Source organism: Streptomyces indicus, from assembly GCF_900100315.1.
Classification (GTDB): domain Bacteria; phylum Actinomycetota; class Actinomycetes; order Streptomycetales; family Streptomycetaceae; genus Streptomyces; species Streptomyces indicus.
Genome location: NZ_FNFF01000001.1, coordinates 1,404,700 through 1,431,231, shown reverse-complemented (window position 1 = coordinate 1,431,231; position 26,532 = coordinate 1,404,700). Strand labels below are relative to the sequence as shown.

The 26,532-nt window shown below is 72.4% G+C and carries 17 protein-coding genes; 10 read left to right on the top strand and 7 right to left on the bottom strand.

Going from position 1 to position 26,532, the window contains the following annotated elements; genetic code table 11:
• Positions 1-27 precede the first annotated feature (27 nt).
• Positions 28-690 (top strand): ThuA domain-containing protein, encoded by a 663-nt coding sequence (locus BLT97_RS06290; protein WP_093607603.1) that lies wholly within the window; start codon positions 28-30, stop codon positions 688-690.
• On the opposite strand, the gene BLT97_RS06285 is transcribed toward BLT97_RS06290, so the two are convergent.
• Entirely contained in the window at positions 664-3,582 is a 2,919-nt protein-coding gene (locus BLT97_RS06285; protein WP_093607602.1) for a glycoside hydrolase family 2 TIM barrel-domain containing protein, read from the bottom strand. The two genes, BLT97_RS06290 and BLT97_RS06285, sit on opposite strands and share 27 nt — an antisense overlap.
• 351 nt (positions 3,583-3,933) lie before the next feature.
• Positions 3,934-5,025: a ribosome small subunit-dependent GTPase A gene (rsgA, locus tag BLT97_RS06280; protein ID WP_093607601.1), complete on the bottom strand. Its 1,092-nt coding sequence runs from the start codon at positions 5,023-5,025 to the stop codon at positions 3,934-3,936.
• Between the two features lie 350 nt (positions 5,026-5,375).
• Here rsgA and BLT97_RS06275 point away from each other — a divergent pair, with 350 nt between their 5' ends.
• The 3 genes from BLT97_RS06275 to BLT97_RS06265 all read left to right on the top strand — a co-directional run bounded on the left by BLT97_RS06275 (position 5,376) and on the right by BLT97_RS06265 (position 8,436).
• On the top strand, positions 5,376-6,329 hold the full coding sequence (locus BLT97_RS06275) for a GNAT family N-acetyltransferase (protein ID WP_093607600.1): 954 nt from the start codon (positions 5,376-5,378) through the stop codon (positions 6,327-6,329).
• Positions 6,330-6,493: 164 nt separating this feature from the next.
• Positions 6,494-7,909: a bifunctional transcriptional activator/DNA repair enzyme AdaA gene (locus tag BLT97_RS06270; RefSeq protein ID WP_093607813.1), complete on the top strand. Its 1,416-nt coding sequence runs from the start codon at positions 6,494-6,496 to the stop codon at positions 7,907-7,909.
• Entirely contained in the window at positions 7,906-8,436 is a 531-nt protein-coding gene (locus BLT97_RS06265) for a methylated-DNA--[protein]-cysteine S-methyltransferase (RefSeq protein ID WP_093607599.1), read from the top strand. The genes BLT97_RS06270 and BLT97_RS06265 overlap by 4 nt, the downstream gene beginning before the upstream one ends.
• On the opposite strand, the gene BLT97_RS06260 is transcribed toward BLT97_RS06265, so the two are convergent.
• Together BLT97_RS06260 and BLT97_RS06255 are read right to left on the bottom strand one after the other, a co-directional pair.
• Positions 8,433-8,822, bottom strand: a complete 390-nt coding sequence (locus tag BLT97_RS06260) for a PPOX class F420-dependent oxidoreductase (RefSeq protein ID WP_093607598.1) — start codon at positions 8,820-8,822, stop codon at positions 8,433-8,435. The genes BLT97_RS06265 and BLT97_RS06260 overlap by 4 nt on opposite strands.
• A 134-nt stretch (positions 8,823-8,956) precedes the next feature.
• A complete protein-coding gene (locus BLT97_RS06255; RefSeq protein ID WP_093607597.1) occupies positions 8,957-9,937 on the bottom strand; it encodes a helix-turn-helix transcriptional regulator in 981 nt (326 codons plus the stop codon).
• Between the two features lie 175 nt (positions 9,938-10,112).
• Here BLT97_RS06255 and BLT97_RS06250 point away from each other — a divergent pair, with 175 nt between their 5' ends.
• Complete coding sequence (locus BLT97_RS06250) at positions 10,113-13,892, top strand: S8 family peptidase (RefSeq protein WP_093607596.1); 3,780 nt, start codon at positions 10,113-10,115, stop codon at positions 13,890-13,892.
• Positions 13,893-14,126: 234 nt separating this feature from the next.
• Here the strand turns inward: BLT97_RS06250 and BLT97_RS06245 are convergent, their stop codons facing one another.
• The gene (locus BLT97_RS06245) at positions 14,127-16,334 is read right to left on the bottom strand and encodes a TerD family protein (RefSeq protein ID WP_093607595.1); all 2,208 of its coding nucleotides are present in this window, start codon (positions 16,332-16,334) and stop codon (positions 14,127-14,129) included.
• A 130-nt stretch (positions 16,335-16,464) separates the two neighbouring features.
• Between BLT97_RS06245 and BLT97_RS06240 the strand changes: the two genes are divergently transcribed.
• Entirely contained in the window at positions 16,465-17,076 is a 612-nt protein-coding gene (locus tag BLT97_RS06240) for a 3'-5' exonuclease (RefSeq protein ID WP_093607594.1), read from the top strand.
• A gap of 39 nt (positions 17,077-17,115) precedes the next feature.
• On the opposite strand, the gene BLT97_RS06235 is transcribed toward BLT97_RS06240, so the two are convergent.
• The gene (locus tag BLT97_RS06235) at positions 17,116-17,754 is read right to left on the bottom strand and encodes a dihydrofolate reductase family protein (protein ID WP_093607593.1); all 639 of its coding nucleotides are present in this window, start codon (positions 17,752-17,754) and stop codon (positions 17,116-17,118) included.
• 195 nt (positions 17,755-17,949) lie between these two features.
• On the opposite strand from BLT97_RS06235, the gene BLT97_RS06230 reads away from it, so the two are divergent.
• The 3 genes from BLT97_RS06230 to BLT97_RS37765 all read left to right on the top strand — a co-directional run bounded on the left by BLT97_RS06230 (position 17,950) and on the right by BLT97_RS37765 (position 22,633).
• Complete coding sequence (locus BLT97_RS06230) at positions 17,950-19,845, top strand: protein phosphatase 2C domain-containing protein (RefSeq protein ID WP_093607592.1); 1,896 nt, start codon at positions 17,950-17,952, stop codon at positions 19,843-19,845.
• 105 nt (positions 19,846-19,950) lie between these two features.
• Positions 19,951-21,693 carry a pyruvate dehydrogenase gene (locus BLT97_RS06225; protein ID WP_093607591.1) on the top strand — a complete coding sequence of 581 codons (1,743 nt, stop codon included), beginning with the start codon at positions 19,951-19,953 and terminating at the stop codon, positions 21,691-21,693.
• Between the two features lie 151 nt (positions 21,694-21,844).
• Entirely contained in the window at positions 21,845-22,633 is a 789-nt protein-coding gene (locus BLT97_RS37765; RefSeq protein WP_176953657.1) for a hypothetical protein, read from the top strand.
• 138 nt (positions 22,634-22,771) lie between these two features.
• Here BLT97_RS37765 and BLT97_RS06215 read toward each other — a convergent pair whose 3' ends face one another.
• Positions 22,772-25,831, bottom strand: a complete 3,060-nt coding sequence (locus BLT97_RS06215; protein WP_093607590.1) for an alpha-mannosidase — start codon at positions 25,829-25,831, stop codon at positions 22,772-22,774.
• A gap of 249 nt (positions 25,832-26,080) precedes the next feature.
• On the opposite strand from BLT97_RS06215, the gene BLT97_RS06210 reads away from it, so the two are divergent.
• Positions 26,081-26,524, top strand: coding sequence for an ATP-binding protein (locus tag BLT97_RS06210; RefSeq protein ID WP_176953656.1), 444 nt, complete (start codon positions 26,081-26,083; stop codon positions 26,522-26,524).
• Positions 26,525-26,532: the final 8 nt, after the last annotated feature.

The following is a 26,532-nucleotide window of genomic DNA, read 5'->3' as shown; positions in this document are numbered from 1 at the left end:
TGATCCGCCGCCTCCGAGGAGCGCGCCATGCCGCAGACCCCGGTCCTCGTCCTCACCCGCACCACCGACTACCGCCACGCGGCGATCCCGCGCGCCGTGGCCGCCCTGCGCGAACTCGCCGCGGACGAGGGCCACTTCGCCGAGGCGACCGAGGACCCGGCGGACCTGGAACAGGACCTGTCCGGCTACGCCTGTGTGGTCTTCCTGCTCACCAGCGGGGACGTGCTCACCGCACCCGGGCGCCGCGCGCTCGCCGCGTACGTCGAGCGCGGCGGCGGCTTCCTCGGCGTGCACTCGGCGGCCTGCACCGAGACCTCCTGGCCCCGCTTCGGCGAGCTCCTCGGTGCCCGCTTCACCCGCCACCCCGCCTACCAGCCCGGGTGCGTCCTGGTCGCCGACCGCGACCACCCCGCGACCCGGCACCTGCCGCCCGTCTGGTCCTTCACGGACGAGTGGTACGACTTCGACACCCGCCCCGCCGGCGCCCGCGTCCTCGCCCGCGCCGACGAGTCCTCGTACGACACGGAGGGCGGCGGCATGGGCGAGGACCACCCGCTGGTCTGGTGCCGCGAGCAGGGCGCGGGCCGGGTGTTCTACACGGCGCTCGGGCATGCCGAAGAGGCGTACGCGGACCCGGAGTTCCGCGCACACCTCCGCGGCGGCCTACGCTGGGCGGCGCGGCGCGGCTGAGTCGCGCACGGAGAACTGCACCCTGAACTGCTCCTGCCCGGGCCGGAGTCGGTGATCCGGCAACACCCCGGGACCGCAGGAGGCGGAGCCGATGCCGTGCTGCCGTGCGTCCAGGTGCAACCACACCGTGTCGCCCGCCACCAGATCCGTGCGGTGCGCGGCCGCGTCCAGCTCCCGTGTCGACCACGGACGCGCCGTGAACGCGAACGTGCCCCCGTCCACCAGCAACGGCCGTACCCCGTCGGTGAGTTCGGCCCAGCGGGTCCCGGACCGCGCACCGTTCTCCTGCGGACGCACATACGGCGTCTGAAGCTCGGGGACGGTGGCCGACCAGATCCCGAGCATCGCACCGGCCCCCGTGTCCGGGTAGGACTCGCCGGGACCGGCGCCGAACCAGGTCACGCGGTCGTACGCCGCGGGGAGCCCGAGCCGGACCCCGAGCCGGGGCAGCGGCACCTGCCACGCGCCCTCCGGCTCGACGTCCATGCGCAGGGCGAGGCGGATCCCGTTCGAGATCCAGTGGTACGTGACGCGCAGCGCGAGGTCGCTCGCCGCGGGCGCCACCCGTGTGCGGACCACCAGGGAATCCGCCCTCGGCTCGACCGCCTCCACGCGGTGCTGCATCCGGTCCAGACCCAGCGCCCGCCACTTCGCGGCCAGCGACGAACCGGCCACCCACGGCATGCCGTTGTCGTTGTCCGTCGGGGCCCGCCACACATCGCACCCGAACCCGGTCACCGGCAGTCCGCCGACGGCGAGCAGCGCGCCGGTCCGCGCGTCGAACTCCCCGCAGCCGAGGGCGATCCGCCCGCCTGCGCGCACCGGGGCCGACCCGCCCGGTGCCGGCGGCTGCATGCCGCCCTCCACCGGCAGCTGCGCCCACGCCACCACATGCCCCCGCTCCGCCCACGCCGTGTCCTTGGCGAGCCGCGCCCGCAGCGTCCACTGCGTCTCGGCGTCCGGGTCGCGGCGCGGCGGCTCGGGCAGCGCGAGCTCCACGCTCCCGCCGGGCCCGACGGCGGGCACGTCGAGCACGCCCTCGCGCACCGTTGCGCCGTCCTTCTCGTACGCCCAGGCGAACTCCAGGTGCGACAGGTCGCTGACGTCGTACAGATTCCTGATCCGTACGACCCCCTCGCGGCCGTCCCCGTCCATCCGCACCGGCTGGACCACGGACTTGAAGGCGGTCAGGCCGGGGGATGGGGTGCGGTCGGGGAAGAGCAGGCCGTCGCAGACGAAGTTCCCGTCGTGCAGCTCCTCGCCGAAGTCACCGCCGTACGCGTACCCGAACTCCGGATGCGCGAGGCCGTGGTCGATCCACTCCCAGACGAAACCGCCCTGGAGCCGCGGGTACTTCTCGAAGAGCTCCTGGTACTCGGCCAGCCCGCCCGGACCGTTGCCCATCGCGTGCGCGTACTCGCACTGCACGAACGGCATCGCGCGCCGGCGTGCGTCCGACTCCGGGTCGTCCAGGGCGGCTTCCTCGCCCCTGCCGATCGCCTCGACCTCCGCGTGATCGGCGTACATCCGCGAGTAGAAGTCGGTGTCCTTGCAGGACCGGTCACCCTCGTAGTGCAGCGGCCGGGACGGGTCGCGCTCGCGGATCCATGCGGCCATCGCGGACAGGCCCTCGCCGGTGCCGCACTCGTTGCCCAGGGACCAGACGACCACCGACGGATGGTTCTTGTCGCGCTCGACCATCCGCGCCGCGCGGTCGAGGAGTGCCGGGGTCCAGCGCGGGTCGGCGACCGGGTTGCCGCGCCAGCCCACGGCGTGGAAGCCGTGCGTCTCCAGGTCGCACTCGTCGACCACCCAGAGCCCCAGCTCGTCGCAGAGGTCGAGGAACGCGGGGTGCGGCGGATAGTGGCTGGTGCGGACGGCGTTGATGTTGTGCCGCTTCATCAGCAGCACGTCCTCGCGCATGGTCGCGAGGTCGAGGGTGCGGCCGGTCTCCGGGTGGAACTCGTGCCGGTTGACGCCGCGGAACAGCAGCGGCCGCCCGTTCGCCTTGATCAGGCCGTCCTCGACCCGCACGGTGCGGAAGCCCACGCGCAGCCGCACCCGCTCCCCGTCCGTCACCAACTCGCCCTCGTACAGCCGCGGTTGCTCGGCCGACCAGGGCTCCACGGGCACGGTCGCGGTCTCGCCGGACGCGACGTCGATGCCGAGCTCGGGGACCAGGACGCGGCCGGCCGGCTCGCTGTCCACGCGCAGCGTGCCCGTGCCCCGAACGTGGTCGTACGAGGCGTGCACGAAGTGGTCGCGGACCGCGCCCTCGGGGCGGTGCAGCAGCGTCACGTCACGGAAGATCCCGGGCAGCCACCACTGGTCCTGGTCCTCCAGGTAACTGCCCGACGACCACTGGTGCACCCGCACCGCGAGCACGTTGCCGCGGGGGCGCAGCTGTCCGGTGACCGCGAACTCGTGCGGCAGTCGCGACCCCTTGAACTCGCCCAGCTCGGCGCCGTTCAGCCACACCCGCGCACAGGACTCGACCCCGTCGAAGCGCAGCACCGCCTCGCCGCCGGCCGGCCAGTGCGCCGGCAGGTCGAAGGTGTGCAGATGGTCGCCGGTCGGGTTCTCGGTGGGCACGAAGGGCGGGTCGACGGGGAAGGGGTAGGGCGTGTTCGTGTACGCGGGGGAGCCGTGCCGGCCCTGCCCCTGGAGCACCCAGTGACCGGGCACCCGCAGCGTGTCCCAGGCGGAGGCGTCGTAACCCTCCGCGGTGAAGGCCGTGTCCGCGTCGGCGTACGGACTGAGCCGGAAGCGCCAACTGCCGTTCAGAGAAAGCCGGGTGGCGTCCGAGGCCGGCGGCCAGGCGCGCGGGGGAAGGGTGCCGGAGCCGGGGGAGACGTCGACGACGTACGCGATATCCGTGTCGGTGTCGGTCATACATCGGATCCTCACCCGGTCCGGGCGGTGCGCGGAAGGGTGCGGGGCTTGGACTTGCGGGCCAGTGGTTGGACGAATGCACCCGGAGCTGCGGCGGCGGTGGTTCGACGAATGCACCCGGGCCTGGGGGGCGGTGGCCGGGGAGGCGGCCGGGTCTCCCGGGCATGCCGAAGGGCCCGTCGGCCAGGCCGCCACAGCCGGCCGACGGGCCCTTCTCCCCCGGTGCCCGGCCAGGCACCGGCCCTGCCGGTGAGGGGAGGAGTGACTGACAACTCCCCTCACCGGAAGTCGGATTGACACCACCGCCGGGCGGCGGGGCGGCTCAGCGGAGCCCGCGCCCGGCGTGGCGCCTCAGCGCAGCCCGCGCCCCTTGGCCTCCATGGCCGCGCGGCCCTCGGCGTGCTTGAGCTTCCAGTCGCGCCGGATCTCCGCCCGCAGCCGGGCGTCGGTCTTGGCGAGCAGCCGCTGGTTCTCGCGGAGCAGCTTGCGGTAGCTCTCCAGACGGCGCTCGGGGAGCGAACCGTCCTCGAGCGCGGCGAGCACCGCGCAGCCGGGCTCCGTCTCGTGCGCGCAGTCGTGGAACCGGCACTGCTCGGCCAGCTCCTCGATCTCCGAGAAGACCTGGCCCACCCCGGTCTCGGCGTCCCACAGGCCGACGCCCCGCAGACCGGGGGTGTCGATGAGGACGCCGCCGCCGGGCAGCGCCAGGAGGTTGCGCGTGGTCGTCGTGTGCCGGCCCTTGCCGTCCACGTCACGGATGGCCTGGACCTCCATGACGTCCTCGCCGAGCAGCGCGTTGGCGAGGGTGGACTTGCCGGCGCCGGACGGGCCGAGCAGCACGCTCGTACCGCCGGCGACGACGGCCTGGAGGATCTCGACGCCCTCGCCGAGCGCGGAGCTGACGGGCAGCACCTGCACGCCGGGGGCGGTGGTCTCGACGTCCTCGACGAGATACGAGAGGGCCACCGGGTCCGGCACCAGGTCGGCCTTGGTGAGGACGACCAGGGGCTGGGCCCCGGATTCCCAGGCGAGTGCGAGGAACCGCTCGATACGGCCGAGGTCGAGATCCCCGGTCAGCGGCACCGCGATGATCGCGTGGTCGACGTTGGCGGCGAGGATCTGGCCCTCGGACCGCTTGGACGAGGTGTTGCGTACGAAGGCCGTACGGCGGGGCAGGTAGGTGCGCACCAGCGGCGGGTCGGCGACGGTGTCGACGACGGCCCAGTCACCGGTGCAGATGACCTTCAGGGGATCGCGGGGTGTGACGAGCGCGGTGTCGGCGCGCAGCGTGCCCTCGGCGGTCACGATGTCGCACAGCCCGCGGTCGACCCGCACCACACGGCCCACGACGAGGCCCTGCTCCGCATACGGCGCGAAAGCGGCCTCCCAGTCCGTGTCCCAGCCGTAGCCGGTCAGGGGGTGGGAGGAGGAAGAGATATTCAACTCGGGGGGACCCTTCGAAGGGAAGTGGCCCCGGCAGTGCGCCGCGCTCTCGGCGGCGCCGTTGGTTCAGTGTGGGATCAGCCGGAGACCACAAGGGGGTTGGTGATGGTCTTCTGCGTGCGGACGCGGTCCGCCAGGGCGACGACAGTCATCAGTCACACCTCCCGGTTCTCCAGTGATTTCGGCTCGACCGGTGACCTGGGTTCGGGCTCCGCCCGGTGCCGGTCCTCGGTTCGACGGAGGAAAGGTAACCCGACGCGGGGGCCCGGCGCCAAATGTTTTTCCGCGCCGGGCCTCGTGCGCTGAAAGATCGTTGACGGGCGGTGTGCGGCTGCCTACTGTCGGCCTCCATGCCTGCACACGGAACCGCCTCAGACCTCGTCCTCCGCCCCATATCCGGGCCCGAGGAGATCGACCTCTTCACCGCCCTGCCGTACACGATCAACCACGAGCTGGCCGACGACCTCGCAGAGGACCGCCGCCGTCCCGGCTGGATGTGGCTGGCGCTGCGCGGCGAGCGCGTCGTGGCCCGGCTCGCCTGGTGGGCGCGCACCGGCACCGGGGAGCCGGTGTACCTCGACATCCTGGACGTCGACGACAGCGATCCGGACGCCGGCGACGCGGCCCGCGCGCTGTACGCGAAGGCGTCCGCCGCCGTCCTGCCCGAGGGCACGACCCCGCCCGAGTACGAGCGTTTCGTCCCGGCCGACTGGCGCGAGGACCCGGCGGCGCGGCGCGCAGTCGAGACCCGTATGTCGGTCCTGGAGTCCGCCGGGGCCCGGCTCACCGTCGAGCGGCTGCGCCTGGAATGGCGCCCCGGCACCGAGCTGCCGCCCCGCGACCCGCGGCTCGCCTTCCGCCCGGCTCTCGACGACGCCGAGCTCCTCGCCCTCCAGACCCGCACCCTCGAAGGCACCCTCGACTTCCACAGCCAGGACGACCTCAAGCGGATGACCCCGGCCGAGGCGGCGCAGGCGCAGTGGGAGGAGGAGTTCGCCCGCTACACCACCCCGCGCGAGTGGTGGCAGATCGCGACGCTCGCGGACACCGGCGAGGCGGTCGGCTTCGTGATCCCCGCCCACAACGGGTACAACCCCGTCCTCGCGTACATCGGGGTCGTCCCCGAGCACCGGGGCAAGGGCTACATCCACGGCATCCTCGGCGAGGGCACCCGCATCCTCGCCGCCCAGGACGTACCGCGGATCCGCGCGGCCACGGACCTCGGCAACGTCCCGATGGCGAACGCCTTCGTCCGGGCCGGATACGTGAACTTCGAGCGGGCGATCAACATGGCCTGGGCGTAGGGACAGCTGCGGCAGGGGGGCAGGACACCTCCGGCAGCGCACGGGCGGGGCCCGGCAGCGCACGGGTGGGGCCCGCACCCACGGGTGGGGCCCCGCACCTCCGTGAACGCCATGTCCGATTCCCGCCAGCCGCACACCCCGGCGGGGCCCACACTGGAAGGGTGATCGACCAGGAAACCGCCTACGAGGCGGTACGCAGCCGGGACCCCCGCTTCGACGGGGAGTTCTTCTTCGCCGTGGCGACCACCGGGATCTACTGCCGTCCGAGCTGCCCGGCCATCACGCCCAAGCGGCACAACGTCCGCTTCTATCCGACCGCCGCCGCGGCCCAGGGCGGCGGCTTCCGCGCCTGCCGCCGCTGCCGCCCCGACGCGGTGCCGGGCTCGGCCGACTGGAACGCGCGGGCCGACGTCGTCGGCCGGGCCATGCGCATGATCACCGACGGGGTCGTGGACCGCGAGGGCGTGCCCGGCCTCGCGCTGCGCCTCGGCTACAGCCCCCGCCAGGTGCAGCGCCAGCTCACCGCCGAGGTGGGCGCCGGACCCGTGGCCCTCGCCCGGGCCCAGCGCGCCCACACGGCACGCGTCCTGCTCCAGACCACCGAGCTCCCCGTCACGGACGTCGCCTTCGCCTCCGGGTTCGCCAGCGTGCGGCAGTTCAACGACACGATCCGCCAGATCTACGCCCGCACCCCGAGCGAACTGCGCACGGAGACCGGCACGAAGACCGCGAAGCCGGCCGCCGGGACCGCGAAGCCGAAGCCGGGCGCCGGGGCCGCCAGGTCGGGGCCCGGCTCCGTGGTCGCGGGCAGCGCCGGTGTCCCGCTGCGCCTCGCCTACCGCGGCCCGTACCACGCCGCCTCCGTCTTCGACCTGCTCGCCGCCGAGGCCATCGCCAGGATCGAAGAGGTCACGGGGCAGCCCGGCACCCGCACCTACCGGCGCACCCTGCGCCTGCCGCACGGCACCGGCATCGTCGCCGTGGACGAGCACGCGCCCGGACCCTGGCTCGACGCCCGGATCCACCTCACCGACCTGCGCGACCTCACCACCGCCGTGCAGCGGCTGCGCCGGCTGTTCGACCTGGACGCCGACCCGTACGCGATCGAGGAGCGCCTGTCCGCCGACCCGCGGCTCGCGGAACTCCTCGCCGCGCGCCCCGGACTGCGCTCACCCGGTGCCGCCGACCCGGAGGAGTTCGCGCTGCGTGCCGTCCTCGGGCCGGAGGCGGCCGAGGAGGCGCTCGCGCGGTACGGGACCGCGCTGGCCGACCCCTGCGGCACGCTCACCCATGTCTTCCCCGAACCCGCCCTGCTCGCCCACGAGTTGCCGCTCGCCAAGGCGCTCGCGGACGGCTCCGTACGCCTGGACCCCGGAGCCGACCGCGACGACGCCGACGAGGCGCTGCGCACCGTGGCCGGGGTGGACCCGCGCACCGCGGCCCTGATCCGCACGCGCGCGCTCGGCGACCCCGATGTCGCACCCCCGGACGAGCCCTCCGACGACACCTGGCGCCCTTGGCGCTCCTACGCCCACCGCCACGTGCAGGCGGCCCGCACCGAGAAGGAACTCCAGCGATGACCACGACGACCGCGCCGACCGCCACGACCACGACGACAGACAGCACCGCCACGTACTACACGACCGTCCCGAGCCCTGTCGGTGAACTCCTGCTGACCGGGGACGGCACCGGCGCGCTCAGCTCGCTGTCCGTACCCGGGCAGAAGGGCGGCCGGACCGTGCAGGACGGGTGGGTGCACGCACCGGAGGCCTTCGCCGAGGCGGAGCGCCAGCTCGCCGCGTACTTCCGGGGCGAACTCGAGGAATTCCACCTGGAGTTCCGCACCGAGGGCACGGCCTTCCGCGAGCAGGTCTGGGCGGCGCTGGACGCGGTCCCGTACGGCGCCACCACCACGTACGGCGAGATCGCCCGCACCATCGGCGCCTCGCGCGCGGCGGTACGGGCGGTGGGCGGCGCAATCGGCGCCAACCCGCTGCTCATCGTGCGCCCCTGCCACCGCGTGATCGGCGCGGACGGCACCCTCACCGGCTACGCGGGCGGCTTGGAACGCAAGGAGCGGCTGCTCGGCCTGGAGGGCGTCCTCTAGGCGTCCTCACCGCGTTCGGCAAGGCCCCAGCTGTGCGTCCACTCCGGAACGATCCGGATGACCTCCTGGCTGAAATGCGCCCCCAACGCGTGGGGTCCGACGAGGAGTTCCGCGGTGCCCCGCACCTCGATCCCGCGCACCGTCCACGGCCGCAGGCTCACGATGTCGTCGACGACCAGCGAGATCCGCGGGTTGGCCTGCAGATTCCGCCACTTCTTGCTCCTCCCCATCGCGTATCCGCCGATGAGGATCGACCCGTCGTCCTGGAGGAAGTACCCGACGGGGTTGGCTTGGGGCTGCCCCTTCGGGTCGACGGTCGCCATCCGGCCAAGGCGCTGGCTCTCCAGATACGTGCGCTCCGCGGCGCTGAAGCTGATTGCGGTCATGCCCCGACCCTGGCACCGGGCGGCCCGCACCGCATCGGGCCACGGTCCGCGTGCGCACGGCCGCGCGACCTAGGACCGGCGGACCAGGCCGCGGGTGGAGCGGACGAACGACAGGGGGGACGCTCCCGAAGGAACTACCGCGCCACCCAAGCCCGTTCATACGCATGCCACCCCAGCTGCAACCGGGTGGTCACCCCCGTGAGCTCCATCAGGCGCTTCACGCGGCGCTGCACCGTACGCAGCCCCAGGTCGAGCTGCTTCGCCACGCTCGCGTCCGTCAGGCCCGCGAGCAGCAACGAGAGGATCTCCAGGTCGGTGGCGTCCGGGCCGTCGGCCTCCTGTGTCTCCAGGGTCTCGTCCTCGCCGATCCGCAGCGGCAGCGCCTCGCGCCAGACGGAGGCGAACAGGCCGTAGAGCGATTCGAGCAGCCCGCTGGCATGCACCACGAGCGCAGCCGGCTCCGCGTCGCGCGAGGTGAGCGGCACCATCGCGAGGGAGCGGTCGGCGATGACCAGCTTCGTCGGCACCCGGTCCACCACCCGCACCTGCTCGTTGCGGCGCAGGGCCGTGGAGAGTTCGAGCAGCCCGGTCGGCAGGTCGAGCACGGCCCGCTCCACGATCACGCGGTACGCGACCCCGCGCGCCGTGGCCTGCTCCTCCGCGTCGTTCTCGTACCCGGAGACCACCGTGGGCCGCCCGGTCACCAGCGCGCACACCTCCTGCGTGGCGCCCAGCTGTAGCTGGAGGAACCGCTGGGCGACCGCGCCCGCGCCCGTGACCACCTCGACCAGATCGTGCACCGACGGCTCGTCGACCTGCGCCCGGTACTCCTCGGCGAGCAGCGCCGCGGCGAGCTCCGCCTGCTCCAGCTCATGGCGCTGCTGGGTGAGCAGCGCACCCAGGGCGACGCCCGGGGGAGCCGCGACCCAGCGGCCCTGACGCGCACTGGACCGGGCGGCCAGACCGTGGTGTTCGAGGCGGCGCAGCGCCCGTTCGGTGTCGGTCTCGTGCAGTGAGAGCCGGTCGGCGAGATCAGGCACGTCCGCCGCGCCGAGCGTCACGAGCGCGCGATACGCCGCCTCCTGGACCTCGTCCAGACCTATGGCCCCCAGCATCCGCCCGTACCCCTCACGCACGTACAACCCCGACCTCTCGGCCGAACCCGACCCCTCGGTGCCTCGCGCCGTGGCGGGAAACGGCCACGGCACAAACCCGCCTCGGCACATCATCCCTGCACCACCCGTTTCTTTGCCAATGTGTCGCCACCGCAGGCTCTAGTGGGGGAGACATATGCGTCCCATATCCCGTAAGGCCCTGGTTGCGGCCACCGCCGCGGCCCTGGCCGCCACCTTGGCCGCGCCCTCACAGGCCGCACAGGGTGGATCCGAACCGGACCGCAGACCTCTGGTCGGCAGCCAGGCCGCGCAGGCCGCAGGCAAGGGCGCCCAGGAGTCCACCGTCACGCTGGTCAACGGCGACAAGGTCCTGGTCACCACGGACGACTCCGGCCGCAGCACGGCCGTCGCGCTGCCGCGCGAGGACGGCACGGTCCCGTTCTTCCAGACCCGAACCGCCGGCAAGGACCTCTACGTGTACCCCGAGGGCGTCACCGAGGCGCTCGCCGCGGGCACGGTGGACGAGGAGCTCTTCAACGTCTCCGGCCTGATCCGGCAGGGCTACGACGACCGGCACGCCGCGTCCCTGCCCCTGATCGCCGTCTACGACAAGACCGTGGACGTCGGCCGCAGCGCCCCCGCGGCCCCCCGCGGCGCCGAGCGCGCGCTGGTCCTTGACGCGATCGACGGTGTCGCCCTCAAGGCCGACAAGAAGAAGGCCGCCGACTTCTGGCAGGACGTCACCACCGCCAAGTCGCGTGCCACCGGCGGCCTGAAGAAGCTCTGGCTCGACAAGAAGGTCGAGAGCACCCTCGACCGGTCGACCGCGCAGGTGCACGCCCCCGAGGCCTGGGCGGCCGGCTACGACGGCAAGGGCACCAAGGTCGCCGTCCTCGACACCGGCACCGACACCGCGCACCCCGACCTCGAGGGCCGTGTCACGAAGGCGGAGAACTTCACCGACTCCGACACCGCCCAGGACCGCGACGGCCACGGCACCCACACCATCTCCACCGTCGGCGGCTCCGGCGCCGCGAGCGGCGGAAAGAACAAGGGCGTCGCACCCGGCACCGAACTGCTCAGCGGCAAGGTCCTCAACGACTACGGCCAGGGCATGGAGTCCTGGATCATCGCCGGCATGCAGTGGGCCGTGGACAGCAAGGCCGACGTCGTCTCGATGAGCCTCGGCTCGGGCGCGCCCAGCGACTGCTCCGACCCGATGGCCATGGCCACCGAGGAACTCGCCGCGAAATCCGGCACGTTGTTCGTCGTGGCGGCCGGCAACCTCGGCCCGCAGGCCAACACCGTCTCCTCGCCCGGCTGCGCCCCCAGCGTGCTCACCGTCGGCGCCGTGGACCGCGAGGACAGGACCGCGCAGTTCTCCAGCCGCGGCCCGGTCACCGGCAGCCACACCCTCAAGCCCGAGATCGCCGCCCCCGGCGTGGGCATCTCCGCCGCCCAGGCCGGCGGCCGCGGCGTGTACGCGTACCAGTCCATGAGCGGTACGTCGATGGCAACCCCGCATGTCGCGGGCGCCGCCGCGATCCTCAAGCAGCGCCACCCCGACTGGACCCCGGCGCAGCTCAAGGCTGCCCTCGTGGCCTCCGCCGACCAGGACATTCCCGGCGACGTGCGCGAGGTGGGCGGCGGCGTGCTCGACGTCAAGGGCGCGATCGACCAGAAGGTGCTCTCCGCACCCGCCGTCCAGGGCGGTGCCTTCAACTGGCCGCAGGACAGCAGCGACCGCACCACTGTCGAGGTCCCGTACACCAACACCGGTGACGAACCGGTCCGGTTGAACCTCTCCGTCGAGGACGTCACCGGCAACGACGGCAGCCGCATCCGCTCCGCCGTGGCCAGGGTCGAGCAGCGCTCGGTGACCGTGCCCGCGGGCGCCACCGTCAAGGTCCCGCTGCGCATCGACCCGACGGCGTACCTCACGCGCGGCCAGTACGGAGACGTGGCCGGCCGGCTCGTGGCCGAGACCCGCGGCACCACCGTCTCGACGCCGTTCTCGCTGTACGTGCAGCCCGAGACGGTCACCCTGCGCGTCAAGCTGGTCGACCGCCAGGGCAAGCCGGCAAGCGCCGGCTCCTCCGTCGACGTGATCAACATGGACGCCAACACCGGGGAGCGGCGCTTCAACGAGGGCGCCGCCGACCAGACGTACGAGCTGCGTCCCGGCAGCTACTTCCTGTCCGGCTACGTCGCCACCCCGGACGCGGGCGAGAACGCCACGCTGGTCGACTCGCTCACCTACCTGGGCCACCCGCAGGTCGAGCTGAAGAAGGACACCACCATCGTCCTCGACGCCCGAGCGGCGCACCGGCTCGACGTCGACACCGACAAGCCGGCCGAACTGCGCGGCACCACCCTGTCGTTCCTGCGCTCCTGGGACGACATCTGGGGCCACGGCGGCACCGCGAGCGGCGGCCGGTCGATCCGCGGCTACTACGCCTCCGTCGAAGGCCGGGCCACCGAGGGCGAGTTCAGCCTCGGCAGCCACTGGCGCGGCGGCGCCCCGCAGATCAGCGAGCTGAAGGTCGTCGGCGGCCAGGCGCTGCACCCGGTCACCTCCTCCACCAACTCGGCCAACCTGGACGGCACCGGGACGGCGCAGCTCGTCGACGCGGGCGCCGGCACGCCCGCCGAGCTGACGGCCGCCGGAGTCAAGGGGAAGATCGCCCTGGTGAAGCTGCCCGAGGGCAGCACCTCGGTGGCCCGGGTCAGCCGGGACGCCAAGACCGCCGGAGCCCTCGCGGTGATCGCCCACCGCGACGCACCCGGCCGCTGGTACCCGGCCGCCGGCTTCGTCGGCGGCGAACTGCCCGCCCTCGGCCTGCCGTCGGACGAGGCGAAGGCGCTGCTCGACCAGCTCGCGAAGGGCACGGTGGAGCTGTCCTGGAAGGCCACCGCGAAGACCCCGTACATGTACAACCTGTCCTTCTCCGAGGACGGTCCGCTGTACCGCAACCGGACCTACAAGGTCCGCGACAGCCGGCTCGCCAAGGTCGACTCCACGGTGCACGCGATGGGCGTGGCCGCCGACTACCTCGACTTCGTCAAGTCGGTGCGGCCGGACGGCACCGAGGTCATGCTCGGTGACATCGAGACGGTCCCGGCGCCGGGCGAGCGCACCGACTACTACACGGCCGGTGACGGCGCCCGCTGGCAGCGGATGCTCTCCAGCAGCTTCCCGTGGGGCGAGTTCATGGTCGGCACCGAGCGCGAGCTCGTCGCGGGCCGCACCGTCACCGAGCGCTGGTACGACGGCGCGGTCGCACCGGCCGCCCCGCGCGACCAGGCCACCGGCAAGGAGGTCCTGACCGCCGAGCGGCAGGGTGAACTGATGGGCTTCGCACCGGGCTTCTGGGGCGACGGCTCGCACCACGGCGAGGCCGGCGGGTTCGGCGACATCGGCAACCTGAGCCTGTCGAAGGACGGCGAGGAGATCGGCACGCGGCCCGTCCCGTACGGCGTCTTCGAGGTGCCGGCCGAGGAAGCCGCGTACGAACTCACCATGCGGACCGAGAAGTTCGGCGCACCCGCCCGGGTGTGGGAGCGCTCGCAGGGTGTGCAGACGACCTGGAAGTTCCGCTCGAAGCTGGACTCCGCCCAGTACTCGGTGGGCCTGCCGCTGCTCTACCCGCGTCTGGCCCTGCCCGAGGACGGCATGAAGACCCTCGCCGCCGCGGACGGCCAGAAGATCGAGCTGAAGGTCACCGGTCACGCGGGCTACACGCCCGGCGCCATCAAGTCGGCCGCCCTGTCGTACTCGTACGACGGCGGTGAGACCTGGACCGAGGCGGAGATCTCCGGTTCGGGCGCCACCCGGACCGCGACCGTGGACCACGCGGGCGCCTCGGGCAAGCCGGTCACCCTGAAGACCACGGTGACCGACGTCAACGGCAACACCGTCGAGCAGCTGGTGGTCCGCGCGTACGACGTGCGCTGACCCTGCTCGCAACAAGACCGGTCCGCCGGGCGTCCTTCCCGTGGGGGGTGGGGTCGCCCGGCGGACCTCGAGTCGTCGGTGAGGAGAGCGGGACGGCTAGGTCAGCAAAGGAGTCTGAGAAGGAAGCCGTCCCAGGGCCTCACCGGACCGAGGAGAGCGAAGCGGCTATTCGTCTATTCATGAAGAAGGGAGAAGGAAGCCGCCTCATGGCCTCGGTGCGCCGCACGCTAGCAGTCAGGCCGGCACCACGTCGCGCAGATTTTCCGGCGTGAGCACCCGCGCCTCCGGGTGCAGCCCCTCGGGCCGCCGCATCCCGATGAACGTGACCGGCCTTTCCGGCACCGACACCCCGTCCCACACCGTCACCTCCGCACCGCGCATCAGGCCGAGCAGCCAGCGCACCGTCAGCTGCTCGCGGTCGACGATGCCCCGCAGCAGCGCACCGACCGTGACCTTGTTCTCCTCGACCCGGTTGGCCTGCGGCGACCCCTTCAGGTACAGGTGCAGCCAGTGCGCGTGCCAGCGCCCTTCCCCGTCGCGCCGGAACACCAGCGGCAGCGCGACGCGGCCGGGACCGCGCAGCTCCGACTTCATGCGCACGGTGCGCGGCTCGAAGGGCCGGCCCTGCTGCTCGCCCTCGCGCAGCATGAACCCGAAGAAGGACTCCGCCACCTCCAGGAAGCTCTCCCCGGAGTACAGCAGGACCTCGGGCACGATGTACGGCCCGCGCACCGCGCCGAGCCGCAGCTCGATGAACTCCGAGGCGCCGTCCGGTGCTTCGGTGACATCGCCCGAGTGCCTGCCCTCCACGTCGGCAAGGCGGGTGTAGGAGAGCCAGGTGACCTCCTCGTACTCCTCGTCGAGCACGAGCGCCGACAGGTCGTAGTCGGTGGTCTCCCGCCGCTCCTTCCAGTACGTGAAGAAGCGCAGCAGCTCGCCGTCCACCGGTGACACCGAGCCGCGCGGCAGCACGCCGATGCCCGAGGAGACCGCCTTGCCGCTGAGCGGCAGCGCGACCTCGAGCATGTCCGGGTCGACCAGGACGGGCCCGGGCTCCGGCAGCCGGCCCGCGATCTCCGCGTCGAGCACCGAGACCAGCCGGTCCCGCACGGCCGCCGGGAGCGCGGGGCGCGTGTCCTCGGCGACCCAGGCGCGCCCGAGCCGGTTCACGAACACCCGCCGCGCACCGCCCTGTTCGAGCCGGCCGCCCCGGTTGAGCAGATGCAGCCGAACCGACAGCAGCACACGGCCCGCGGCCTTCGGCGCCGCCTGCCCGACGGCGGCGAGCACGGCTTCGCGCTCCTCGTCGGTGCGGGCCAGGCGCAGCAGCCGGTCCACCGAGCGCAGCAGCACACCGGGCGCGGACGTGAGCAGCTGCGCCGCACCGGCCACGTCACCCTCGGCGAGCAGCGCCTCCGTGCGTCCCGCGAGGGAGGGCACCTTCTCCTCACCGCGCGCGACCGCGAACACCCGGGCCGCGGACGGCCACCGCGGGTACTCGTGCGGATGCAGCCGCTCGCCCAGCCGCTTCCACGCCTCGCGGTGCACGCGTACGTCGGCGAGCTTCGCGGGCGACGCGGAGACGACCGCGTCCAGACCGGCGAGCAGCGCGCGGCGCACGGGCCGCGACAGCTTCACGAACTTCGTGGGCTCCCGCAGCGACACATCGCCGCCCGCGAGAGCGCACGCGAGCCGCAGCACGTCGGTCACGGTGTCGAGCAGCAGGCCCGAACCCGCCCCGAGCCGCGCCTTGTTGACGACGGCGCGGTGCTCGCGCACGGGTATCTCCCCGGGCTGCACCCCGTCCACGCAGTGCGCGGCCAGTACACCGAGATCCTCCAGGTGCTCCTCGCCGAGCGGCGTACGGCTCCCGGCCAGCGCGAGATACAGCTCCCGCGCCTCCTCCTCGACCGTCCGCCCGAGGTGCAGCACGGTGACCCGGTCACCGGCGGCCTCGACCAACTCCTCGTGCCGGGCGAGCAGCTCCTCGTACGTGTGCTGGTAGCGCCCGTACGCCGGCAGACTCACCAGATCGACCAGCCCGTCGCGGAGCTGCCCGAGCGTGCCCTCCCAGGCCTCCTCGTCGAGCAGCGCCTTGCGCACGCACTCCAGCCAGAACGCCTGCGTCTCGGGCACGTTCCGCGGGAAGTCGATGAAGTACACGTTGTGCTCGACGTGATCGCCCACGATCCGGCGCACGGTATCGAGGGTGCGCCGCCCGAGCTCCGCGACCGTCTCCGGGGCCAGCCCCCCGACCCGCGCGAAAAGCGGCGCGGACAACTTGAACCCCGCGGAGAGCAACACGGCATCCAACTGCCGTGCGACGACGGCCCCTCGACCGACTTCCGGCGCCTCGGGCACGGGCAGGCGGTAGGTGTGACGGATGACGAGGGATTCCAGCGTGTGCGGTACTTCCAGGGATTCCGGATGACGGTGGGACATGCCGGGCATCGTGACAGAGGGGCACAAGTGTGCGCACACGGATTTCGGACCGGCCGCACCCACCACCACTGAGGTCGACCCCACGAAAACCGGATGCCCGCGTGCTGCCGCCCCTGCCATCCTCGCCCCCATGTCCGCACCGAGCCGGAGCCGCCGCGCGGCCGGACCCAGCCTGTACATCTCCGTGGACGTGGAGGCGGACGGTCCCATCCCCGGCCCGTACTCGATGATCAGTTTCGGTGCGGCGGTCGCGGGCCGCCACGACCCCGACGGCGCCTATGTGCCGTACGACCCCGAAGCCCGCACCTTCTACCGCGAACTGCGGCCCATCAGCGAGGACTTCAACCCCGAAGCCCTCGCGGTGAGCGGCCTCGACCGGGCCCGGCTGGTCCGCGAGGGCGCCGAACCCTCCACCGCTCTGCGGGAGTTCAGCGCCTGGGTGCGCGAGGTGAGTGCCGGAACCCAGCCCGTCATGTGCGGCTATCCCGCCTCGTACGACTGGACCTTCCTCTACTGGTACCTGCTCCGCTTCACCGGCGGGAGCCCCTTCGGGCACTCCGGCTGTCTGGACCTGAAGAGCCTGTACGCGGCGAAGGCGAATCTTCCGCTCAGGGCCGTCGCCAAGCGGACCATGCCCCGCGAGCTGCTTCCGGGCCGGCCGCACACCCACCACGCCCTGGACGACGCGGTGGAACAGGCGGAGCTGTGCAGCAATCTGCTGCGGTGGCGGCCGCGCGGCTGACCGCCACGGCGCACCCGCAGCCGAGCGCGCGACGGCACCTCAGCGGCGCACCAGCATCACATGCGTCACGCTCGACGAGCTCACCATCTCGGCCACCCGGTAGCCCTCCACGCCCTCCGCCACGTTGTCGAGGAGCCGTTCGCCGCGGCCGATGAGCAACGGGGCGATGACCAGGTGCAGTTCGTCGATCAGGCCGGCGCGCAGATACTGCTGCACGACCGCCGCGCCGCCGCCGATCCGTACGTCCTTGCCGTCCGCGGCCTCGAACGCGCGCTCAAGGACCCGCTCCGGAGTGTCGTCGGTGAAGTGGAAGGTCGTGCCGCCGTCCATCTCCAGCTTCGGGCGCGGGTGGTGCGTGAGCACGAACACGTCGTGGTGGTACGGCGGGTTCTCGCCCCACCAGCCCTTCCAGGACTCGTCCTGCCACGGGCCGCGCTGCGGTCCGAACATGTTCCGGCCCATGATCGTGGCGCCGATGTTCTCGTCGCCTCGGACGTAGTAGTCCACGTCGGTCCCCGTCTTTCCCGCGGCGGCGTCCCGCGAGGCCTCGACGAACCACGCGTGCAGTTCGTCGCCCCAGCCGACGCCGTCGCCGAAGGGCGCGTCGATGCGCTGGTTCTCGCCGGCCGAGAAGCCGTCGAGGGAGATCGTCATGTTGTGTACGCGGACCTTGGGCATGGCCGTCACCTTCCGGGTCGGAGTCGATGCGCTCGCGCGCCCGTTGCGCGCTCTCACCCTTGCGTCGAACCGAGCCTGCCGGAATCGACACCCGCGCGGGATTTCTTTTCACGGCCTCGTCACCGCGTTCTCCTCGCGCCGAGAATTTTCGGGATGCCCCGTTTTCGTACGCCGCGTGCGGTGGACAATAGGGGCATGAGCCAGCAGGGGGACAGGCGCAACGACACGGCGGGCCACGGGGACGACTGGTGGGAGGAGTTGTACGGCGACGAGCTCGCCGACGACACCGGCCCGACCGCGACCCCCGAGTCCCTCGACGACCGGTTCGCGTCCGCCGCCGACACGGTGGTGGAGGAGGACGGGGCGCCGGAGGGCCGGGTGCCGCACGCGAGCCGGCCGCCGTACGAGGAGACCGCACCCGGTGGGGAGTGGGCCGCCGGCGACAAGCGGGCCGCCGACGAGGAACTGGCCGCCGACGACGCCCGGGCGGCCGAGGCGGTACGCGCCGCGAACGCCGACCGCGCCCCTGGCGCACCCCGGTTCGATGCGCCGCCCGCCCACCCCGCACCCCCAGCCACGGCCCCGGCGGCGCCCCCGCCGCCCCCGCCCGCGGGCCCGCCCCGCCCGCGCACCTGGACCCCGCCTCCGTACAACCCGCCGCCCGCGCCGCCCGCGACGCCTGCCGGACCCGCGACGCCTGCCGGACCCGCGTCACCGGCCCCGCGCGCGGCCCACGACCGCGACCTCACCGCACCACCGGGCGCCGAAATCCCCAGCAACCAGGCCCCGGTTGCCCCGCCCACACCGGCAGCACCCGCCCCGGCCGCACCCGTCGACGAGCCCACCGACCGGCAGTCCGACAGCCCGCAGCCCGCCGATCCGCAGCGCCCCGGCCGCCCGAAGCACGCCGGACCCGCCGACACCGGCGAGTCGGACATCGCGGTATCGGCGCAGGCGTCCCGAGCGCTGGCGTCCGGAGCGCAGGCGTCCGGATCACAGTCATCCGGAGCGCAGGACGTGACGGACCCACAGCGCACCCAGCACGAACAGCGCACGGAGAGTCCACAGCGACCAGAGAACACACCGCGCCCGGCCACCACGGAGCCGCCCCGACGCCCCACCCCCCTGCCCAACTACGTCGGCGACGGCCCGCCCACCTACGACGCCGAGCCCAGCACCCTCCCGCCCGCCGACCCCGACGAGCTGATGAACCTCGTCGCGGACACCGTGCTCGACGGCGCCCGCTACGGGGCCTACACGCTGCGCGCCACCTCCGTACGCGGGGACTCCGCGCGCTACCGAGGCGAGGTCCGCCGCGACTCGCTGCTCACCGCGCGCTTCGGCAGCGGCGACAGCGCCCTCGTCCTGGTGGCGATGGCCACCGGAGCGCGGGCGACCCCTGGCGCGCACCTCGCGGCCGCCGAGGCCTGTCACTGGATCGGCCGAGCCGTCGGCCGCAGCCACGCCCGGCTCGCCGAGGACATCAGGGGCGCGCGGCGCGGGGACCTGAAGTCGGGCCTGCACCGCCTGACCGACCGCAGCCTCGGCAAGCTGCGCGCCGGCGCGGCCGAGCGCGGCCTTGAGCCCGAGGAGTACACCGCCACCTCCCTGCGCTGCCTTCTCCTGCCCGCCGACCCCGAGTGCCGTACCCGGGTGTTCTTCGGCGTCGGCGGCGGCGGGCTCTTCCGGCTCAGGGGCGGCGAGTGGCAGGACATCGAGCCGAAGGTGGCCGACGCGGCGGGCGAGCCCGTGGTCGGCTTCGGTTCGGTGCCGTCCGAGACGCCCGAGGGGGACCGGCTGACGATGGACCTCGGCATCACCACCCCGCCGAGCCCGTACGACGAGCCGCCGGGCCCGCCCCGCGAGCCCTTCCGCTTCCGCGCCTCCGTGGCCCGCCCGGGCGACACGCTGCTCCTGTGCAGCGGCGGTCTCGCGGAACCGCTGCGCGGCGAGCCCGCGCTCGCAGGTGCCCTGAAGGACCGCTGGTCGAAGGGCGAGCCCCCGGGTCTCGCGGATTACCTGGCCGACATCCAGCTGCGCGTGAAGGGATACGCCGACGACCGCACCGCCGCGGCCGTCTGGGAGGCCTGAGCGCCCTGGGACCGGCGCACACCGGGCGACATACCGCCGCAAGGCGCAGATCATGGACTGCAACCGTACGAAGATCCGTCATCCAGTACGAGGAGTGCAGACCCCATGGCCAAGCAGAACGTCGCCGAGCAGTTCGTCGACATCCTCACCAAGGCGGGCGTCCGCCGCCTGTACGGAGTCGTGGGGGACAGCCTCAACCCGATCGTGGACGCCATCCGCCGCAACGCCGCGATCGACTGGATCCAGGTACGGCACGAGGAGACCGCCGCCTTCGCGGCCGCCGCCGAAGCGCAGGTCACCGGAAACCTCGCCGCCTGCGCCGGCTCCTGCGGCCCGGGCAACCTGCACCTCATCAACGGCCTGTACGACGCCCACCGCTCCATGGCCCCCGTCCTCGCCCTGGCCTCGCACATCCCCTCGCACGAGATCGGGCTCGGCTACTTCCAGGAGACCCACCCCGACCAGCTCTTCCGCGAGTGCAGCCACTACAGCGAGCTGATCTCCAACCCGAAGCAGATGCCCCGCCTGCTCCAGACCGCGATCCAGCACGCGGTCGGACAGCGCGGCGTCAGCGTCGTCAGCCTGCCGGGTGACGTGGCCTCCGAGCAGGCCCCCGAAAAGGCGGCCGAGACCTCCCTGGTCACCTCGCGCCCCACGATCCGCCCCGGCGACGCGGAGATCGAGCGCCTCGTCGCGATGATCGACGAGGCGGACAAGGTCACGCTGTTCTGCGGCAGCGGCACGGCGGGCGCGCACGCCGAGGTCATGGAGTTCGCCGAGAAGATCAAGTCCCCGGTGGGCCACGCCCTGCGCGGCAAGGAGTGGATCCAGTACGACAACCCGTACGACGTCGGCATGAGCGGACTGCTCGGCTACGGCGCCGCCTACGAGGCCACCCACGAGTGCGACCTGCTGATCCTGCTCGGCACCGACTTCCCGTACAACGCCTTCCTGCCCGACGACGTGAAGATCGTCCAGGTCGACATCCGGCCCGAGCACCTCGGCCGCCGCTCCAGGCTCGACCTCGCGGTGTGGGGCGACGTCCGCGAGACGCTGCGCTGTCTGACCCCGCGGGTGCGCACCAAGAACGACCGCAAGTTCCTCGACAAGATGCTCAAGAAGCACGCCGACGCCCTCGAAGGCGTGGTCAAGGCGTACACCCGCAAGGTCGAGAAGCACGTCCCGATCCACCCCGAGTACGTGGCCTCCGTCCTCGACGACATGGCCGACGAGGACGCCGTGTTCACCGTCGACACCGGCATGTGCAACGTCTGGGCCGCCCGCTACATCAGCCCCAACGGCCGCCGCCGCATCATCGGTTCGTTCTCGCACGGCTCGATGGCCAACGCGCTGCCGCACGCCATCGGCGCCCAGTTCACCGACCGCAACCGCCAGGTCATCTCGATGTCCGGCGACGGCGGCTTCTCGATGCTGATGGGCGACTTCCTCACCCTCGTCCAGTACGACCTGCCGGTGAAGGTGATCCTCTTCAACAACTCCTCCCTCGGCATGGTCGAGTTGGAGATGCTGGTCGCCGGTCTGCCCTCCTTCGGCACCGGCAACAAGAACCCCGACTTCGCCGCCGTCGCCCGCGCCTGCGGTGCGTACGGCGTGCGCGTCGAGAAGCCGAAGCAGCTCGCCGGCGCGCTCAAGGACGCCTTCAAGCACAAGGGCCCCGCACTCGTCGACGTGGTCACCGACCCCAACGCGCTCTCCATCCCGCCGAAGATCAGCGCCGAGATGGTGACCGGGTTCGCGCTCTCCGCCAGCAAGATCGTTCTGGACGGAGGGGTGGGCCGGATGCTCCAGATGGCCCGCTCCAACCTGCGCAATGTGCCGAGGCCTTGATATGTGAGGGCGCGCCCTGACGGCGTGTCGAGCTTCTGGGTGGCGTGTCGGTGGGCCGTACGAGTGGACTGTGCGTGCGGCCCGCCAAGTCCGGCGACCGGCGCGGAAAGTGTCATCGAGTGACCATCACACTTTCTCCACAGAAAGGCCCGTGCCACTCATGACCGCCTACCGCCGCGTCTCCGCCGTCGCCGTCGCCGCCCTGCTCATCTCCGGCGTCACCGCCCCCGCCGCCCTCGCCGCCACCCCCGACCGCGCTCCGGCCGCGTCGGTCGTCGCGCCGTCCCCGAACACCGCCCTCGTCGGTGCCGGCCTCACCCTCGACCTCGACGCGCTGCTCGACCTCGAGGCCCACGGCCTGGTGGCCGTAGGCATCGGCGGCGCCGTGGCCGTGGACGGCGAGGTGTCGCTCAAGGTCGGCCGCGGCTCCGTCCTCACCCACAAGAACAAGCAGATCGTCGGCGGCAAGGTCCTGCTCCAGGGCGGCGTCGAGCTGCGCAAGGGCGCCAAGAAGGTCCGCGTGACCAACCTGGCCGTCGACATCCGCACCGGCGCGATCACCGCCAAGGTCGGCGCCAAGGCCAACGTCCGCCTCGGTGCGGTCGTCAAGGCGGACGAGGTCCACGCCGAGCTGCACGAGGGCACCAGCAAGGCCACGCTGTCGCTGGCCACGGACGGCATCGCGCTGAACGCCGCCGCGTTCGCGGACCTCGGTACCCAGCTCGGCACCTGCATCGAGATCGACACCGACACGGTGATCGACGCCGCCCTGGACGTGGACCTCGACCTCGCGGTCGGCGCGGTCGTCGACGTCGACCTCGTGGCCGCCCTCGGCCTCGACGTCGCCCTCGACCTGGACCTGGACCTGGGCCTCGACCTCGACGCGATCCTCGACCTGGACGCGGACGTCGACCTCGGTCTGAACCTGGGCATCCTGTAACACGCCCGCACGTCGCACCCCTTCCTGTGCCCGGTCCCGCAGTTCGTGGGACCGGGCACAGGGGTGTTCAGAGGTGCGCGTGACCTGGCACAGGCGTGTTCCGAGGTGCGCGCGACCGGGCGCCGGGGAGTGCCGGGGTCAGGCCGGCCGCAGCCGCAGCGTCACGATCTGGAACGGGCGCAGCGACAGCGTGAGCCCTTCCGCGTCCGCGTCCGCCGCGCCCAGCGGCCGCTCGAGCAGATCGGTCACCTCGGCCCGCGCCACCGGGAACGACGCCGTGAGCCGGGCTCGGGCCCGCCCGCCGCGCGACTCGTAGAGCCGCACGACCACGTCGCCGCTGCGGTCCTCGGCCAGCTTGACCGACTCCACCGTCACCGCCGGATCGTCCACTGTGACCAGGGGAGCCACATCCGGTGCGTCCGCCACCCGCAGCGGCAGATTCAGGGCCAGTCCTTCGGCGACCGCTTCGCCCACGCCCGCACCCGGCAGCAGTGCGTAGGTGAAGCGGTGCGTGCCGAGGTCCGTCTCGGGGTCGGGGGAGTGCGGGGCCCGCAGCAGCGTGAGGCGGACCGTGGTGCCCAGGCCGTCCTCGTGCGGGGTACGCGTCACGTCATGGCCGTACGTGGAGTCGTTGAGTACCGCGACCCCGTACCCCTCCTCCGCCACGCGCAGCCACCGGTGCGCGCAGATCTCGAAGCGGGCCGCGTCCCAGCCGGTGTTGGTGTGCGTGGGCCGGTGCACATGGCCGAACTGGATCTCCGCGGCCGACCGTTCGGCCTGTACGTCCAGCGGGAAGGCCGCCTTCAGGACCTTCTCCGACTCCTGCCAGTCCACCTCGCACACCACGTCGATGCGCCGGCTGCCGGTGCTCAGGCGCAGCTCCTGCGTGAGGCGCGAGGAGCCGAAGGCCCGGACGACCCGGACCACGGCCCGCAGCGGACCGGACTCCACCAGCTCCACCGACTCGGCGGCCGTGAGGTCCGTGTGCTTGCGCCGGTAGTGCTTGTCGATGTCCCAGGCGTCCCACTGGTTGGGGTGGTCGGGGTGCAGCTGGAGGAGGTTGCCGCGCGTGCCGGGCGCGAGCACCTCGCGGCCCCCGGCGTCCAGGTCCCGTACGGAGGTGAGCAGTCCGTCGCGGTCGACCGCCACCGACAGGTGCTCGTTCGTCAGCGTGATGCCCTCGTCGGTCTCCTCGGCGAAGAGCGCGGAGTCACGGGTGTGCGCCGCCGCCGCGGCCAGGGACTTGGTGCCCAGGCCCTGCACGTTCACATGGACCGGCCCGTCCGCCGTGTCGACCACCTCGCTGCGCGGGTACGGCGAGGAGTTGAGCACCGAGAGGTCGCCGGGGCCGAGCGCCCGTACCGCCTCGGCCGTCAGCGCGTCGAGCTCGGCGAGCACCCGCGCGTAGGTGTCGCGTGCTTCGCGGTGCACCCAGGCGATCGAGGAGCCGGGCAGGATGTCGTGGAACTGGTGGAGCAGCACCGTCTTCCAGATCCGGTCGAGCGCCTCGTACGGGTAGGCGTACTCCGCGGAGCGCAGGGCCGCCGCCGTGCACCACAACTCGGTCTCGCGCAGCCGGTGTTCGCTGTACCGGTTGCCCTGCTTGGTCTTCGCCTGCGTCGTGTACGTGGCCCGGTGCAGCTCCAGGTACAGCTCGCCCGACCAGACCGGCGCGGCCTCCGCGTACTCCTCCTCGGCCGCGCGGAAGAACACCGAGGGCTTCTCGATCTCGACCCGCGGCGACCCTTCGAGGGAGCGCAGCCGGCGCGCCCGCTCCAGCATCTCGCGGGTGGGACCGCCGCCGCCGTCGCCCCAGCCGAAGGGGACCAGCGAGTGCGAGGCGCGGCCCTTGTCGCGGAAGTTCTTCTCCGCGTGGGCGAGTTCGCTGCCGAGGAACTGCGAGTTGTACGTGTCCACCGGCGGGAAGTGCGTGAACACGCGCGTGCCGTCGATGCCCTCCCACCAGAAGGTGTGGTGGGGCATCTTGTTGGTCTGGTTCCAGGAGAGCTTCTGCGTGAGGAACCAGCGCACCCCGGCCAGCTTCGCCAGCTGCGGGAAGGCGGCGGTGTAGCCGAAGGAGTCCGGCAGCCAGATCTCCTCGGTCTCGACGCCGAGCTCCTCCTGGAAGAACCGCTTGCCGTGCACGATCTGCCGGACCAGGGCCTCACCGCCCGGCATGTTCGCGTCGGACTCCACCCACATCGAGCCCACCGGCGCCCAATTGCCGTCCGCCACGGCCTTCTTGATGCGCTCCCAGATGTGCGGCTGGTGCTCCTTGACCCAGGCGTACTGCTGCGCCTGCGAGCAGGAGAAGACCAGCTCGGGGTAGTCGCGGGCGAGCGCCGTGACATTGGCGAAGGTGCGCGAGGCCTTGCGGACCGTCTCGCGCAGCGGCCACAGCCAGGCCGAGTCGATGTGCGCGTGGCCGGTGGCCGAGACGCGGTGGGCGCTGGCCGCGGCGGGCTTGGCGAGCTCACTGCTCAGGGCGGTGCGCGCGGCGGCCGCCGTGCCCGGCACGTCGTGCAGGTCGAGCGCGTCCAGCATGTCCTCCAGGGCGCGCAGGATCTCGTGGTGCCGCGGCCGGTCGGCCGGCAGCTCCGCCATCAGCTCCGAGAGCACCTCGATGTCGAGGACCAGCTGCCAGACGTCTACGTTCAGTACGGCGAGGTCGGCAGACGCGAATCGGTAGATGGGCCGATCCCCGGCCGTCAGGATGTCGCCCAGGTGCGTCGGCTCGAAGTCGTGCGAGAGCACGGTCGGATTGGCCGCCGCTTCGAGGAGCAGCCGCACCTCCTCGCCGCCCTCGGCCCGCTCGGCCACTGTGAGATGCCGGTTCCGCGGGTGAATTCCCTTGAGGGGGACGCCGGTTGCGTCGTACAGCATCCCCTCGGCCTGGAATCCGGGGCCCTCCCCGCTGAACCCAGGGTCGACGACCACCTCCACGTGGCGGCCCGCCCAGGTCTGCGGTACGGCCCCCTCCAGCCTGAACCAGCTGGTGGACCAGGGGCTGCCCCACTCCGTGCCCGTCGCGAAGGGCTCGTACGAGGCCGTCAACGCCTCGCCCACCGGCACCGGTTCACCCGGTGTGTGCCAGACGGACAGGGAGAGCGGCACCCGCTCCCCGTACTGGGCGGGGCGGATGAACTGCCGCAGGGCTCGCTCCAGACGCCCCTGCACCAGCGGTCGGTCATCGTGCATCGGAAATCACGGCTCCTGTTCGCTTGCCGGTCGGCTCGCACGCGCTCTTCCTGATGTTCCCCGCTTCCCGTCCGCAGGCCCCGATACGCCGCGCCCGCCGCTTAGTTGACGAATCGACATGCGTGCTGTGCGCGGCGGGCGGGCATGCATCCCGTGAACCTGTTCGAGGAGACAGGCCGCCGGAAGCAAGTGAGCAAGTACGACCGAACGTGCAGAAGGGGAGTCGTCATCGGCGCACGGGGCGGGGTCATGACAGGGCAGGCAAGGCAGCGGTCGGCCGACGGCGCCACGGCACAGGGGGAGCACGCATCACTCAAGTGCAGACTCGGACGCTCCGATCTGCGCGCGGTGCCCGAAGTGCGCCGTGCGTTACGGGAGTTGCTCGCGCACTGGGGCAGGCCCGGACGCTCGGACGTGGCGGAGTTGCTGACCAGCGAGATAGTCACCAACGCGCTGGTGCACACGGAGTACGACGCGGTGCTGACCGCGACCGTGGCACCGGAGCGGCTACGGGTCGAGGTGAGGGACTACACGGGCCGCAGGCCCAAGGCGCGGGTACCGCACGCCGACGACGGTACGCGCACGAACGGCAGGGGACTCCTGCTCGTCCAGTCCCTCGCGGACGCCTGGGGCGTCAGGCCGAACGGGACAGGGAAGGTGGTGTGGTTCGAACTCGACAGCGGACCGGCATGACACTGCGG

What these genes read in the sequence shown, in the direction of transcription:
- BLT97_RS06290 (WP_093607603.1), top strand. Translation starts at nt 28, where the DNA reads ATGCCGCAGACCCCGGTCCTCGTCCTCACCCGCACCACCGACTACCGC.
- BLT97_RS06285 (WP_093607602.1), bottom strand. Translation starts at nt 3,582, where the DNA reads ATGACCGACACCGACACGGATATCGCGTACGTCGTCGACGTCTCCCCC.
- BLT97_RS06275 (WP_093607600.1), top strand. Translation starts at nt 5,376, where the DNA reads ATGCCTGCACACGGAACCGCCTCAGACCTCGTCCTCCGCCCCATATCC.
- BLT97_RS06265 (WP_093607599.1), top strand. Translation starts at nt 7,906, where the DNA reads ATGACCACGACGACCGCGCCGACCGCCACGACCACGACGACAGACAGC.
- BLT97_RS06260 (WP_093607598.1), bottom strand. Translation starts at nt 8,822, where the DNA reads ATGACCGCAATCAGCTTCAGCGCCGCGGAGCGCACGTATCTGGAGAGC.
- BLT97_RS06255 (WP_093607597.1), bottom strand. Translation starts at nt 9,937, where the DNA reads ATGCTGGGGGCCATAGGTCTGGACGAGGTCCAGGAGGCGGCGTATCGC.
- BLT97_RS06250 (WP_093607596.1), top strand. Translation starts at nt 10,113, where the DNA reads ATGCGTCCCATATCCCGTAAGGCCCTGGTTGCGGCCACCGCCGCGGCC.
- BLT97_RS06245 (WP_093607595.1), bottom strand. Translation starts at nt 16,334, where the DNA reads ATGTCCCACCGTCATCCGGAATCCCTGGAAGTACCGCACACGCTGGAA.
- BLT97_RS06240 (WP_093607594.1), top strand. Translation starts at nt 16,465, where the DNA reads ATGTCCGCACCGAGCCGGAGCCGCCGCGCGGCCGGACCCAGCCTGTAC.
- BLT97_RS06235 (WP_093607593.1), bottom strand. Translation starts at nt 17,754, where the DNA reads ATGCCCAAGGTCCGCGTACACAACATGACGATCTCCCTCGACGGCTTC.
- BLT97_RS06230 (WP_093607592.1), top strand. Translation starts at nt 17,950, where the DNA reads ATGAGCCAGCAGGGGGACAGGCGCAACGACACGGCGGGCCACGGGGAC.
- BLT97_RS06225 (WP_093607591.1), top strand. Translation starts at nt 19,951, where the DNA reads ATGGCCAAGCAGAACGTCGCCGAGCAGTTCGTCGACATCCTCACCAAG.
- BLT97_RS06215 (WP_093607590.1), bottom strand. Translation starts at nt 25,831, where the DNA reads ATGCACGATGACCGACCGCTGGTGCAGGGGCGTCTGGAGCGAGCCCTG.
- BLT97_RS06210 (WP_176953656.1), top strand. Translation starts at nt 26,081, where the DNA reads ATGACAGGGCAGGCAAGGCAGCGGTCGGCCGACGGCGCCACGGCACAG.